Genomic DNA, 14,481 nt, shown 5'->3' with positions numbered 1-14,481 from the left:
AAATGTTGAATTTTAATTTATCAGATGAACAGGTGTCGGTTCAGAAAATGGTCAGAGATTTTGTAGATAAGGAAATTAACCCAAATATTCGCGAGTGGGATGAAAAAGGTCATTTCGAACCATCTATATTGAAAAGGCTTGCTGAGCTGGGTTTAATGGGAGTTTGTGTTCCGGAAGAATACGGTGGAAGCGGTATGGATTATAATACACTTGCAATTGTGTGCGAAGAGTTGGAAAGAGGCGATACTGCTTTCCGTACGGCGGTTTCGGTTCATACAGGTTTAAACAGTCTGACAATCCTTCAATGGGGAAATGAACAGCAAAAACAAAAATACCTAATCCCACAGGCTAAGGGTGAAAAGGTTGGTGCTTTTGGGTTAACCGAACCAAATGCTGGTTCAGATGTTGCATCCTTGAATACCACTGCTGTGCTTGATGGGGATCATTATATTTTAAATGGCCAAAAAACATGGATTTCACTGTGTGATTTTGCCGATCATTTCCTTGTATTCGCTTACACAGACAAAGCAAAGAAGCACCATGGTATATCAGCTTTTATCATTGAACGAACAATGCCTGGGTTTTCTTCCAGAGCTATAAAAGGTAAATTGGGCATACGGGCAGGAAACACAGGGGAACTGTTCTTTGACAATGTCCGTGTTCCGAAAGAAAACCTGCTCGGCAAAGAAGGAGAAGGCTTCAAAATTGCCATGAGCGCACTAGACAACGGAAGATTTACAGTAGCAGCAGGCGCGTGTGGACAAATTAAGGCTTGTATTGAAGAAAGTGTTAAATATTGCCATGAACGAAAAACATTTGGCAAAGAAATCGGTAAGCATCAGCTTGTTCAGCAAATGCTTGCTAAAATGGAAGCAGGCTATCAAATGTCCAGGCTGCTTGTATTCAAAGCAGGCTGCTTGAAAAATGACGGGAAACGCAATACTCGTGAAACTTCGTTGGCCAAATGGCAAGCCTGCGACTTTGCAAATGAAGCTTCGAATGATGCTGTTCAGATTCACGGGGCATATGGATTCTCAAATGAATATCCGGTTGAAAGATTTCTTAGGAACTCCAAGGCTCCAGTTATATATGAAGGAACAAGGGAAATTCATACGGTTATGCAAGCTGAATACCTTTTGGATTATCGCGCAGACAAAGCTCTTTCTAACCCGCTTCCAAGCTGGCCGTTTGAAAATCATAAGGAAAGTGTCAAAAGCTAATCACGAAATTCCTCAGAGCCTCTGACTAAATAAAATGATTTGCAGGATTACTATATTGCCAAAGCGAATTGATTATAGGTAAAGAACAATTCGCAGAGGTGGAAAATATGTCACATACGATGTTTATTGCTGGGCACGCCCGGCTGCCTGCTGGTATGGCTGCGCAAAATGTATATGAAACGCTAACAATTACTGTAGAGCTTGAAAGAAAGTATGGGGTTATACTAGAAGCGTCTTGTACACTTGCCACCGAGCATGGCCGAGATTATATAGGAAGGCTATTACGAGGACATAGTATTCTTCATGGAATAGACGACTTGTCTGAAGCGGTAAAACAAAACTACTATGGCAAGGCGACCAATGCCATTGTTGCAGCATTAGCAGATTTGCATTATCAGTTTCAACAAGTAAAAAACCAGTAGCAGAACTTTAATAAGCAATTGCAGTTAAAGATCCAGCAGTGACTTGGCAGCAAATCTTGCTGGTCCTGCTGGGTTTTCTCTTATATTAGTTCGCTGAATTTTCTCTGACTGTACCGTCCAAAAAAACAGGGAGGAGATTCTTTTGGAAATACAAAATCATAAGGATGAAGTCCTTTTGATCAAACATGAATACATACTTTATAGTGCCATTTTTTTAAATACACTTGTAACCGTCATTAATACATCGATGTTTAATGTAGCGCTCCCGACAATTGCTGATCGATTTAACCTGGAACCTTCATCGTCATCTCTGATTGTCAGCAGTTATTCTGCTGTGTTTGCAATTGGTGCGATACTTTATAGCAAGCTGTCAAATTCAATATCTGTCAGGGGGCTACTGACCTTTGGAATGCTCTGTCTTGGTGCGGGTTCTCTAGTAGGTTTCCTTTCAAATGATTTCTATTTCCTTGTCGCGGGACGGGTGATCCAGGCGGCTGGTGCTTCTAGCATATCGGCTCTTGGGGTGATCATTACTTCGAGGTATATTCCGTTCTATCGGCGTGGTGCAGCTATGGCAAGAATCGGAGCGGCCATTACTCTGGGGTTCGGGCTTGGGCCTTTATTGGGAGGAGTAATTACCCAGTATCTTGGCTGGGAAAAACTCTTTGCTATTTCCATGATATCAATGATTACCATCCCGATTTATCGTCGGATCCTCCCGAAAGAGGAAAGGTCCTTTGTGAAGTTTGATATTACAGGATTGCTGTTGATGATGGGCAGTTTATTTTCAATCCTGCTTCTTCTATCAACCGGAAAGCTTATGTTTTTGATAGGACTGCCTTTAATATGGTTGTTCTGGAAGCATCTCGGCAGGAAGAGGCATCCATTTTTAAAACCAGAGATTTTAAAAAACAGACGGGTGGCTCACTTAATCGCAATCGGATTCATGATCTTCTTTATTAATTTTTCCATGATGTTTGTGACCCCCCTCCTCCTAGTTAAGATCCATTCAGTTACAAGTCCAGCGAAATTAGGCCTGATCCTGTTCCCTGCAGCGATTTTCTCTTCGCTAGCTTCGGTTCTTGTAGGAAGGGCTGTTGATAAATATGGGGCGGAAAAACTTATCCTTGCAGGGATTGGCTGCATGTTTACAGCTGCAATGATATTTTCTTCACTGGGCTTTCAGTCAATATTCATTGTTTTGGTGGCCTTTATCATTGCCGGTTCTGGGTTCGTCTGTATCACTACAGGGATTCCTAACCGACTATCTGAAGTGCTGCCAACCGAACAAGTTAACACTGGTATTGGGACACTTCAGCTGTTTCAATATATAGGTGGAGCGATGGGGGTTACCGTATCCGGAATTATACTGGCTCGCTTTTCCTCAATAAATGCTATTAATCCCTTTTGGAATGGAATCGGGACTGAGTATAGCCAGGCCTACCTGTTTCTAAGTTTTGCAGCAGTGACTGCAGGGGGAGTTTTTTATTCTCTTAGCAGAGAAATTAGTCCCCTGAAAATACCGCATCTGTATAAGTGAATAAGGAGAAAGTAATTTTTCCGTGTATAATAACTATATAACTATACAATTGCCGAGGTGAGAACATGGAAGCAGTCCTAATCGATAAACTCCCATTTCCTTTTTTTATTGCTTCATCCGATGATTGCATCCGTTACAGCAACGAAGTATTTCTTCAGTGCCTGCCTAAAAAAACGAACATTATCCAAAAGAATATAAATGAGATATTTGATAGTTGGGAAGAGTTGAGGGGCGGTACACTAATATATGCAGTCTGCGGAGATACCGACTGTATTTTTATTAAGAGCAAGCTTCAGGATTCTACCGATATTGTCTATATAGGAACGTTTTCTTCAGAATTAACTTCGTTAGTAGAAGAGCTGGCAGATGCCAGGCGGACCAACAGAAAACTGGATGCCATCATCGAGAATTCTTACGATGGCATCTATATAACAGATAAAGATGGCGTAACGATCAAAACGAATTCAGCGATAGAAAGACTAACTGGAATTCCTAAGGAATATTATATTGGGAAAAAGGTTGACGACTTAATTAAAAGAGGTATTTTAAAAAGTTCGGTGACCCATCGAGTTCTTGAAAAAAAACGCAGTGTTTCATTGGTCCAGACGAACTATGCGGGACGTGAAACATTATTAACAGGTAACCCGGTTTTTAATGAAGCGGAGGAAATTGAAAGTATTGTAACAAATATCCGTGACTTGTCTGAGTTAAATGAACTCCAAACTGCGCTTACTAAAGCTACTAAATTAAACAATAGCTATAAAAAAGAAATTGAGAGACTTAAAGGGAAAGTGTATCAGCCAAAAGGTGTCGTGATTCGAAGCGATCAAATGAAAATGATTTACGAAACGGCTGCTAGGATTGCTAATGTGGATGCAACCGTATTGATCCTTGGTGAAACCGGAACAGGAAAAGATGTTCTTGCACGGTTTATCTATGAAACTAGCGAACGGAGCCGTGCGGGAGAATTTATCAAGATTAATTGTGGTGCGATTCCTCCTGATTTGCTTGAGTCTGAATTATTTGGATATGAAGGTGGCGCTTTCTCAGGTGCTCATACCAAAGGGAAGCCTGGAATGTTCGAGCTTGCCCATAAAGGCATTCTGTTTCTTGATGAAGTGGGCGAGCTTCCCTTACAGCTTCAGGTAAAGCTGCTGAGAGTTCTCCAAGAGAGAGAGGTTCAGCGAGTAGGTGGCATAAAACCGGTGAAATTAGATGTTCGTATCATTGCAGCAACAAACCGGAATTTAAAGGACATGGTAATGGAAGGAACCTTTCGTGAGGATTTATTTTACCGCCTTAATGTAGTCCCGATGTCAATCCCGCCACTTGCTGAAAGAAAAGACGATATTCTGCCGATGGTCGATTATTTTCTAGAGGCTTTAAATACAAAATATCAAAAACGTAAAAAGGTTTCTCCTGCTCTCAATGAGCTCTTTTACCGCTATAGCTGGCCGGGTAATATTCGTGAACTTGGTAACTTGATAGAAAGAATGGTGCTTGTGACTGAGGAGGATACCTTGCATATTAGCCATTTACCAGCCGAATATAAACAGTCGGAAGTGGCAGATGTCAAAGTCAATCAGCTAATGACCTTAAAGGAAGCTGCAGAGCTGGCGGAAGAAAAGCTCCTATCACTTGCTATGCAAAACTGTACCAACACTTATGATCTGGCTGTTGCTCTTGATACAAGCCAGCCAACCATTGTAAGAAAGCTGAAAAAGTACAATTTAAAATTTAAAACAACAGATGAAAATAATTAAACTGGCAGGTTATGCCGCTAGGAGGTACTATGAAAATCGGAATTATGGGCACAGGTGCTGTGGGAGCTTTTTTTGGAAGTCTGCTAAGTTCAGCTGGTCACGAAGTTACTTTTATAGCCAGGGGAAGCAGCCTTGAAAAAATGACGGAGAATGGGCTGCATGTATATAAGGATGAAGAGTTGATCGTTGTTAGTGAACATTTTACAGATGATGTAAAGGAATTATCGAATGCTGAATTGGTGCTTTTTTGTGTGAAATCGGGGGATACGGAGGAGGCAGCACAGCAGATAAATGCTGCGTGCGGTCCAGACACCTTTATTTTAACTTTACAAAATGGGGTTAGTAATGAAGAAGTACTAGTGTCGGTGTTTGGTGAGGAGCGGGTATTCTCTGCCGCCACCTATGTGCAGGCCAAGTCCGTTTCACCTGGGATTTTCAGACAGAATGGCTTTTATCAACTAGTAATAGGTGGGCTTGGCAGTGATTCAGAAAGCAAAAGCCAGCTCTTTACTCAAGTTTTTGAACAAGCAAATATCCCAGCTAAAACAGTATCAGATATCCTAAGGAACAAATGGAAGAAGTACATATGGAATGTTACCTTTAATCCTCTTTCAGCGGTCGCAAATGCTAGTGTAGGAGATATGCTGGGTAGCCCGCATTTACGTAAATTAGCAGAAGGAATTGGGAATGAAGTGTTGGCAGTTGCAAATAAACTGGGCTATTCCTTTCCGCAAGAGTTCTTGGAAAACCTATTTATCACGTCAGAAAGGGCAAAAGACCATCAGACATCAATGCTCCAGGATCTTAAAAATGGGAAAAAATTAGAAACAGATGCATTAACCGGCTATCTTATCCGAAAAGCAGAAAAAACAAATGTCCAAGTTCCCCTAACCAACACAATTCATGGACTTTTAAAATTCGCAGAAGAACAACAACGAAAATAAACCATTTCCACCACTAGTTGTCATTAAATTGAAAACTAGTGGTTTTTTTTTTCTTCATTTCCAATAAAACCATACCTCTATAGCAAATATCCATGCTTATTCTCTAGAAATAGTCCTACAAAAATCAATTGATTCAAAAATGAATCGATCGATTCAAAAAAGAATCATGAATTAACCTATATTCAATGTCGAAATGTATATATTTGTCGATTCAAATATGAATCTTCTAAAATTTTAACAAGTTCAGAATAGTGTCGTGAAAGCGTTTTACTTTTGGCACGATTCTTGCAACTGTAAAAATGAAAACAATCAAGGAGGCTATACATATGCAAGCTACACTTCCACAAGAAATTGAACAGATGAAACAAATGGTTAAAAACTTTGTCGAGAAAGAAGTTGAACCTTTCGCACAGCAAATCGAAGATGAAGACCAAATTCCTCAGCATCTTGTCGAACAGGCAAAGGAGTTAGGCTTATTTGGAATCAGTATTCCAGAAGAGTATGGAGGTATTGGGTTAAATGCAGTCGGAAAAGCGGTAGTGCTTGAGCAGCTCGGACGGACTCATAACGGCTTTGTCAGTTTGATTAGCGCCCATACTGGAATCGGAAGTACTGGTCTAGTAAAGCTTGCGTCAGACCATTTAAAACAAAAATACTTGCCGGATATGGCAGCTGGCAGAAAGATTGCTGCCTTCGCCCTATCTGAACCAGGAGCAGGTTCAGATGCTACCAATCTAGCAACAAGAGCCGAGAAAAGCGGCAGCAATTGGATCCTTAATGGCACAAAGCACTTCATCACCAATGCACCGGTTGCTGATGTGTTTACCGTGTTTGCCTTGACAGACAAGGACAAGGGGGCAAAGGGAGGCATTACCGCATTCCTTGTTGAGAAGGATTTCCCTGGCTTTACGATTGGTAAAAAAGACAAAAAAATGGGCTTAAGAGGTTCATATACAGCTCAGCTGATTTTTGAAGATTGTGTTGTGCCAGAAGAAAACGTCATCGGTGAAGTTGGAATGGGTTATATGTCAGCGTTGAAAATTCTAGGAGAAGGACGGGTAGGATTGGCAGCACGGTCTGTCGGATCTTGCGACAAGCTTATTGAACTATCCGCATCCTATGCTAAGGAAAGAATCCAGTTCGGTAAGCCGATTGCCAGCAACCAGGCAATCCAGTGGATGCTTGCTGACATGGCAACAGAAACCGAAGCAGCCAGAGCTCTTACTTTAAAGGCAGCTTATATGATCGATGAAGGAACAAAGGTGATTAAGGAAGCTTCAATGGCTAAGTTATTTGCTTCAGAAGTATTCAATCGAGTTGCTGATAAAGCTGTTCAAATCCATGGCGGAATGGGTTATGTATCCGACTATCCTGTCGAACGCTTCTATCGGGATGCAAGAATTACCAAGATTTACGAAGGGACAAATGAAATTCAGCGGTTAATTATTGCCAGAAGAATTTTGGAGGAAAATTGATGAATGAAGAAATAAAAAGCCAGGCTGACTTGTTTAACATTGATAACAAAGTCGCATTTATTACTGGCGGAGGAAGAGGGCTTGGCCGCCAAATTGCCGAAATTTACGCCTCCTCAGGCTGTCATATTGCTGTTTGCTCCCGAAAGCTTGAACAGTGCGAAGAAACGGCTCGGTATCTGGAAAATACTTTCGGCATAAAAGCAAAAGGCTACGCATGCAATATCCAGAACGAAGAGGATGTAAAGGATACAGTCGAAAAAGTCATTAGTGATTTTGGACAAATCGATATCCTGGTAAATAACAGTGGAGCAACTTGGGGAGCGTCTGTTGAGGACATGCCGCTTGATGGCTGGCAAAAAGTACTGAACGTCAATCTGACGGGAACCTTTCTGGTTACAAAAGAAGTGGGAAAGCAGATGATTGCACAAAGGTCCGGTAAGATTATCAACATCGGGTCTGCAGCTGGTGTAAAGGCAGAACCTCCTGAGGTACTGAATGCGATTGGCTACAGCACTAGTAAAGCAGCTGTTCATCACTTTACAAGGGATCTCGCAAGAAAATGGGCGCAGCATAACATTTATGTTAATGCAATTGCCCCGGGTTTCTTTCCAACCACAATGACAAAACATGTGCTGGCTGATAAAGGGGAGGAGATTAAAAACCACAACCCTCTCGGAAGAATTGGAGATGATCAGGCCTTAAAGGGAGCAGCCCTTTTCTTCGCCAGCCCTGCCAGTGATTTTGTAACAGGACAAGTGCTATCCGTAGATGGCGGCAGTACGCTTTAGCGCCTGACGCATTACGTTAAGGGAGGGATAAAAATGGCTGAAGAACAGTCTGCGGGGAAGATTGACACAACGGTAAAAGAAAAACCTGCCTTTATCGAAGAACTTTGGCATTCCAGGAAAGAAGGCTGGAATAAAACAAGAGTCTATATGTTAATTGTTACGCTTTTGGCAATTGGGATGTCGATTTTTCATGTGTATACAGCAGGTTTTGGAACACTGCCATCATGGGAGCAAAGAAGTATTCATGTCGTATGGGCCTTGTTATTGATCTTTCTGCTGTTTCCGTTTAAGAAAGGAAATAAATTTGGAGCCATCGATGTTTTGTTTCTAATTCTCACGATGGTGGTCGGTGCCTATATAATGGCTGGCGCCGAAGAAATTCAAAGCCGGCAAGGGAATGTCAGCAATAATGACATGATTTTTGGCACACTCCTGCTTGGTTTGATCCTTGAAGCAACTAGGAGAACAAATGGATTCTTCATGATGCTGATTGGCCTGTTCTTCCTCGTCTATATTTTCTTTGGTCAGTATTTTCCAGGAATCCTTGCCCATCCAGGTGCAAGGTATGGCAAGATGATCGACCAAATGTTTAATAGTACGCTTGGAATCTTTAGTTCTCCGATTTACGTGAGTTCGACGATACTGGTCCTGTTTGTTATCTTTGGCTCATTTTTGATGAAATCTGGCGGAGGTCAGTTTTTCACAAATTTTGCATTCGGAGCTCTTGGAAACAAAACTGGAGGCCCTGCTCTGTCTGCAGTTGGGGCGAGCGGTCTTGTTTCAACGATTACCGGGAACGGTGCTGCAAATGCTGCTATTACGGGGTCATTTACGATCCCACTGATGAAGAAACTTGGGTATTCGAAAAAGTTTTCAGCTGCTGTGGAAGCGGTTGCCTCTCAAGGCGGGCAGATCATGCCGCCTATTATGGGAGCATCTGTATTCATTATGGCAGAAGCAACGGGTGTGCCGTATATAAAGCTAGCTTTGTATGCCCTTATTCCGGCAGTCATCTATTTCTTAATTGCAGGCTTTATTGTCTATTTCCATGCAAAGCGGCTAAAGCTTTCTGGAATCCCAAAAGAAAAGCTGCCTGATCCGGTTAAGATCCTGTTAAGAGAAGGCTATCTTTTCCTGCCGATCTTCGCGATCATCGCGCTTATGATTTATGGATACAGCCCGATGAAAGCAGGATTTTATGGCATCCTGTTAACAGTCGCGATTAGTTGGATCAGGAAGGCGACCAGAATGAACTTCTTGGATATTTTGGCAGCGCTGGAAAGTGGAATTCGCGGATCTCTTTCCGTCATTGCTGCTTGTGCGACAGCTGGCATCATTGTCGGTGCAGTCTCACTGACTGGACTAGGATTGAATTTCTCAAGGTTCGTCATCGACCTGGCAGGCGGACAATTGTTCCTGCTGTTAATTTTGATTGCGCTTGCTTCCATCATACTTGGGATGGGAATGCCGACTGTTTCGGCTTACGTCATTTTAGCAGTCCTTGGTGTTCCAGCTCTTGTTGATGCAGGTGTTAACTTGATTGCCGCTCATATGTTTGTGTTTTATTTTGGTGTATTATCCGGTCTGACACCTCCAGTGGCAATAACAGCCTACACAACGGCTGGAATTGCAGGGTCAAATCCAAATGCCACTGCGTTTTATGCTATGCGGATCGGGGCAGGCGGATTCTTAATCCCATTTATCTTTGTGTACAACCCTGAATTACTGCTGCAAAATGGGAATACACTTCAAGTTACGCTAGCAGTTGCGAGCGCGTTAGTTAGCTGTTTCTTATTCTCAGCAGCTGTTGAAAATTACTTAATCATTGGTTTAAATCCTGTCCAGAGGATTTTGCTCTTTGCAGCAGCCTTTGTGCTTGTCATTCCCGGATTCATGACAGATTTAATTGGACTTGCAGTATTCGTGCTGGTTTATGTCTGGCAAAAGCGGTCTGTTTTGACCGAGGCACCAAAACATTTGAATGTTTAATAGAAAGATTGGAGAGGTGGATATAAAAATGAAAAAATTAACGATTAGTCTTTTACTTATGTTTAGCATGTTCCTTATGGCAGCTTGTGGGTCTGATGAAACGAGTGGAAGTGGGGATGATGGAAAAGTTGAAGCACCAGAAAAATTCCTGAAAATTGGCTCTGGTCCGATGGGATCAGGCTGGTTCCCAATCACTACCGTCATGTCAGAGGTTTATATGGACAACTTTAGCGATCTTAATGCATCTCAAATTGAAGGAGGCTCTACAGCCAACCTAAAATCACTTGATATTGGAGATATTCATATGGGAATCAATTATACCTCTGATTTCTCTGATGCAATTAAAGGTGAAGGAAGCTTTGCTGAAAAGCTAGATACAGTTTCAAGTGTTGCTTCTCTTTATCCTGTATACCAAACCATCGCTACATTACAGAAAAATAGTGATATTAATACAATTGAGGATATCGTTGACCAGCATATATTCCTTGGGCCAAAAGGCGGCGGCGGACCGGTCGCGTTCTGGAGAATGATGGAGGAATATGGAATTGACGAAAAGTCGATTGAAAGTTCGGGCGGTAAAATTTCTTATGGGAATTATTCAGACGGAGCATCGATGCTGTCAGACGGAAATGTTGATGTCTTTGTAGGTGGTGGAGCACCAACCGTTACAGCACTTCAAGAAATTGAAATGACAAACCCAATCAAAGTCATACCAATCGACCAGGGAAAATTGGAAAGCATTAATGAAAAAGGTTTTGGTATTTCCTTCGATAATCTTCCTTCAGGAACATATAAGGGACAGGATGAAGAAATTCCTACCTATACTGCTGTTTCCATGCTGACCGTTCGTAAGGATATGGAAGAAGATTATGTTTACAATTTAACGAAAATTTTCTGGGACAATATGGACTCTTTTGAAGAACAGATTCCAGAGCGCGCAAAGCATTTCACACTTGAAACTGCCTTCGATGGAATCGATCCGGAGACACTTCATCCTGGCGCAAAAAAATATTATGAGGAACAGGGTGTTCTAGAATAAAGTACGGGAGGATGAAAAACCTTTGCAAAGTTTAAAAAGTCGTCCATGGTTTAAGTTTTATAAGGAAAATGCCTCCATACAGCTGCCAGAAATATCGCTCTACCAAATGCTCGCTCAATCAGCTGACGAGTATCAGTCTAAAACGGCTATCATTTTTGAGGATGAAACATTATCCTATCTTCAGCTAAAGGACAAAGTTGATCGCCTTGCAGAAGCGTGGAGAAACCTTGGCTTTCAAAAGGGCCAGCGAATCGGATTAATGCTTGCCAATCATCCAGATTACATTGTCTCTTATTATGCAGCACATGCTCTTGGACTTACCGTCGTCCAAATCAATCCAATGTATACACCAAGGGAGCTCCTGCAGATAGTGAATGACGCCCAGGTCGCCTATATTGTAGCAGATCCATTAGCTAAAAAAACCATTTTAGAAGTGAATGGTCTCTACCATTTCAAGCGATTGATCGCTTCGCAATGCGGTTCTGAGCCATGGGACGGTTTTACAAGTCTAGATGAAATGATCCAAGAATCAGACCCAATTGATGTTCCGGTTTCCGTGGATGTTAACGAAGATGTGGCCGTTATTCAATATACAGGCGGTACGTCAGGGAAAATGAAAGGGGCCATGCTTACTCATTCTAATCTTGTCGCCAATGTAGTTCAAAGCTTTACCATGTACGGCGGCAAAATGCTCAAAGGGGAGGAAACCGTTCTTACGGCGACCCCCCTGTATCATGTGTACGCGATGACCAGTGCGATGAATCTAGGAATCTATATAGGAGCAAAGATCCTGCTTTTTAGGAAATTTGAAATAAACGATGTTCTAGAAAAAACAAAAAAATATCAGCCAACATTCTTTCCAGGTGTACCAAAGATGTATAATGCGTTCGTCAATCACCCAAAAATTGAGCAGTTCGGACTAAGCTGCCTGAAAATATGTTCGTCCGGATCAGCGCCACTGCCTGTAGAGATAATCAAGCGTTTTGAACAATTAACGGGCGCGACGATCGGGGAGGGCTTTGGTTTGTCAGAAGCTTCACCTTCGACTCACCGCAATCCCCCTTTCGGAATCAGAAAAGTTGGAAGCATTGGAATTCCTATGCCAGAAACGGATTGTATGATTATCGATGACAGCAATAATGAACTTGGCCCAAAATCGGTCGGAGAACTGCTGATAAAAGGACCGCAAATAATGAAAGGGTACTGGAATAACGAAGCAGACACACACACGGCACTCCAAAACGGCTGGTTATATACCGGAGATCTCGCGATGATGGATGATGAAGGATATTTCTATATCGTAGGCAGGAAAAAGGAAATGATTATTGTAGGCGGCTTTAACATTTACCCACAGGAAATTGAAGGAGTTCTCTATGAACATCCAGATATCCAAGAAGCGGCAGTAGTCGGAATTCCCCACGAGGAACACGGAGAACTAGTTAAAGCCTATGTGGTTCCAAAAACCGGGCGCGAAATCGATCTAGATGAACTCCGTGGGTACTGTTACTCCAAATTGACACCTTACAAAGTACCAAAGGTAATTGATGTAAGGGGATCACTTCCAAGGAATACAGTTGGAAAGCTATTAAAAAGGCTGCTAGTAAAAGAGGAACTGGAGAAGGGAGAGCAAAATAATGCCAATTAACGCTATTAATAAGGTCGCTGTCGTTGGAGCAGGAGCGATGGGGGCCCAAATCGCAATGGTCAGTGCACTCGCCGGTTATTCAGTCATACTGCAGGACATTAGTCAGGAAAGCCTAAATAAGGGCAAGGGAATTCTAGAAGAACAGATGCAAAAACGCGTAAGTAAAGGTAGATATACAGCTGAAGCTGTTGAGTCAGCCTTTAATAGAATCCTATTTACTACTGAACTAGCCGAATTAAGCTCCGTTGATATGGTGATTGAAGCAATTGTCGAAAAGCTAGAAGTTAAGAGAGAGCTTTTTTCAAAGCTTGACCAAATCACTCAGAAACATGCGATTCTTGCAACAAACAGTTCAACCATCGTTAGCTCGAAGCTTGCTGACGTAACAGCCAGGCCGGAGAAGGTATGCAATGTGCATTTCTTCAATCCAGCATTGGTCATGGAACTTGTCGAGGTTGTTCGCGGGCCTCATACATCTGAAGAAACAGCCGACACCGCTGTTGCATTTGTTAAATCGATAAACAAAGTACCTGTGCTGTTGAATAAGGAAATCTCAGGTTTTGTTGCCAACCGCATCTTAGGAAAGCTGATGGATGAAGCAGTTTATCTTTTAGAATCCGGTGTTGCCAGTCACGAAGATATTGACATTGTCTGTAAAAAAGCTCTTAACCATCCAATCGGCCCGTTTGCATTAATGGATCTGACCGGAATTGATGTTAATTATTTAGTTAGGATGCAACGTTATCAGGAAACAGGGGATGAGCGGGATAAGCCATCCAGAATCGTAGCAGAAAAGGTTGAAAAAGGTGAGCTTGGACGCAAAACCGGAAAAGGCTTTTATAACTATGAGGCCACTCCGGAAAAAGTTTAAGGAGGGTTAACATGAATATTTTTGTATTATTAAAGCGAACGTTTGATACGGAAGAGAAAATCGTCATCTCTAATGGTTCGATTGTTGAAGATGGAGCAGAGTTTATTATCAATCCATACGATGAGTACGCTGTTGAAGAAGCTATCCAGATTCGGGACAGTCAGGGCGGGGAAGTCACGGTGGTGTCTGTTGGCGGAGAAGAAGCAGAAAAACAGCTCCGGACCGCTCTTGCAATGGGTGCTGACAAAGCTGTACTGATCAATATTGAAGATGATATCGAAAATGGTGACCAGTTCACAACATCAAAAATATTAGCTGAATTTCTTCAAGGTAAAGAGGCAGATTTGATCCTTGCCGGAAATGTTGCAATTGATGGCGGCAGCGGACAAGTGGGACCGCGAGTTGCAGACCTGTTAGATATTCCTTATATAACAACAATCACTAATATTACTGTCGACGGAACCAGCGTTAAAATTGTACGTGACGTTGAGGGTGACTCTGAAACAATCGAAGCAGCACTTCCACTGCTTGTTACTGCTCAGCAAGGCTTAAATGAACCACGTTACCCATCCTTGCCGGGAATTATGAAGGCAAAGAAAAAGCCTCTTGAGGAATTGGAGCTAGATGATTTAGATCTTGACGAAGATGACGTAGAAGCAAAAACAAAAACAATCGAAATTTTCCTGCCGCCAAAAAAAGAGGCAGGGAAGGTACTTGAAGGTGAGTTGGATGTCCAGGTAAAGGAACTTGTGAGCTTGCTGCATTCTGAAGCAAAAGTCATATAA

At 42.2% G+C, this 14,481-nt stretch carries 12 protein-coding genes; all 12 read left to right on the top strand.

The features are described 5' to 3' along the window. Nucleotides 1-2 precede the first annotated feature (2 nt). The 12 genes from HRJ06_RS07615 to HRJ06_RS07560 all read left to right on the top strand — a co-directional run bounded on the left by HRJ06_RS07615 (nucleotide 3) and on the right by HRJ06_RS07560 (nucleotide 14,481). Nucleotides 3-1,220: an acyl-CoA dehydrogenase family protein gene (locus HRJ06_RS07615; RefSeq protein ID WP_174731344.1), complete on the top strand. Its 1,218-nt coding sequence runs from the start codon at nucleotides 3-5 to the stop codon at nucleotides 1,218-1,220. Between the two features lie 107 nt (nucleotides 1,221-1,327). Next, on the top strand, nucleotides 1,328-1,642 hold the full coding sequence (locus HRJ06_RS07610; protein ID WP_174731341.1) for a DUF3870 domain-containing protein: 315 nt from the start codon (nucleotides 1,328-1,330) through the stop codon (nucleotides 1,640-1,642). Between the two features lie 142 nt (nucleotides 1,643-1,784). Then, the gene (locus tag HRJ06_RS07605; RefSeq protein ID WP_174731338.1) at nucleotides 1,785-3,182 is read left to right on the top strand and encodes an MFS transporter; all 1,398 of its coding nucleotides are present in this window, start codon (nucleotides 1,785-1,787) and stop codon (nucleotides 3,180-3,182) included. A gap of 65 nt (nucleotides 3,183-3,247) precedes the next feature. Then, nucleotides 3,248-4,945 carry a sigma-54 interaction domain-containing protein gene (locus tag HRJ06_RS07600; protein ID WP_174731333.1) on the top strand — a complete coding sequence of 566 codons (1,698 nt, stop codon included), beginning with the start codon at nucleotides 3,248-3,250 and terminating at the stop codon, nucleotides 4,943-4,945. Nucleotides 4,946-4,974: 29 nt separating this feature from the next. After that, nucleotides 4,975-5,889 carry a ketopantoate reductase family protein gene (locus HRJ06_RS07595; RefSeq protein ID WP_174731331.1) on the top strand — a complete coding sequence of 305 codons (915 nt, stop codon included), beginning with the start codon at nucleotides 4,975-4,977 and terminating at the stop codon, nucleotides 5,887-5,889. Between the two features lie 326 nt (nucleotides 5,890-6,215). Next, a complete protein-coding gene (locus HRJ06_RS07590; protein WP_174731328.1) occupies nucleotides 6,216-7,364 on the top strand; it encodes an acyl-CoA dehydrogenase family protein in 1,149 nt (382 codons plus the stop codon). Further along, nucleotides 7,364-8,152 (top strand): SDR family oxidoreductase, encoded by a 789-nt coding sequence (locus HRJ06_RS07585; protein WP_174731325.1) that lies wholly within the window; start codon nucleotides 7,364-7,366, stop codon nucleotides 8,150-8,152. The genes HRJ06_RS07590 and HRJ06_RS07585 overlap by 1 nt, the downstream gene beginning before the upstream one ends. A 33-nt stretch (nucleotides 8,153-8,185) precedes the next feature. Beyond that, a complete protein-coding gene (locus tag HRJ06_RS07580) occupies nucleotides 8,186-10,141 on the top strand; it encodes a TRAP transporter permease (protein ID WP_174731322.1) in 1,956 nt (651 codons plus the stop codon). Between the two features lie 28 nt (nucleotides 10,142-10,169). After that, nucleotides 10,170-11,180 carry a TAXI family TRAP transporter solute-binding subunit gene (locus HRJ06_RS07575; protein ID WP_174731319.1) on the top strand — a complete coding sequence of 337 codons (1,011 nt, stop codon included), beginning with the start codon at nucleotides 10,170-10,172 and terminating at the stop codon, nucleotides 11,178-11,180. A 22-nt stretch (nucleotides 11,181-11,202) separates the two neighbouring features. Next, on the top strand, nucleotides 11,203-12,825 hold the full coding sequence (locus tag HRJ06_RS07570) for a long-chain-fatty-acid--CoA ligase (RefSeq protein WP_174731316.1): 1,623 nt from the start codon (nucleotides 11,203-11,205) through the stop codon (nucleotides 12,823-12,825). Next, entirely contained in the window at nucleotides 12,815-13,696 is an 882-nt protein-coding gene (locus HRJ06_RS07565; protein WP_174731313.1) for a 3-hydroxyacyl-CoA dehydrogenase family protein, read from the top strand. Before HRJ06_RS07570 ends, HRJ06_RS07565 begins: the two co-directional genes overlap by 11 nt. A gap of 11 nt (nucleotides 13,697-13,707) precedes the next feature. Next, nucleotides 13,708-14,481 carry an electron transfer flavoprotein subunit beta/FixA family protein gene (locus tag HRJ06_RS07560; RefSeq protein WP_174731311.1) on the top strand — a complete coding sequence of 258 codons (774 nt, stop codon included), beginning with the start codon at nucleotides 13,708-13,710 and terminating at the stop codon, nucleotides 14,479-14,481.

This window comes from Mesobacillus harenae (genome assembly GCF_013343715.1).
GTDB lineage: Bacteria > Bacillota > Bacilli > Bacillales > Cytobacillaceae > Mesobacillus_A > Mesobacillus_A harenae.
The sequence above is the reverse complement of the archived record's forward strand: the minus strand, read 5'-3'. Positions and strand labels throughout refer to the sequence as shown.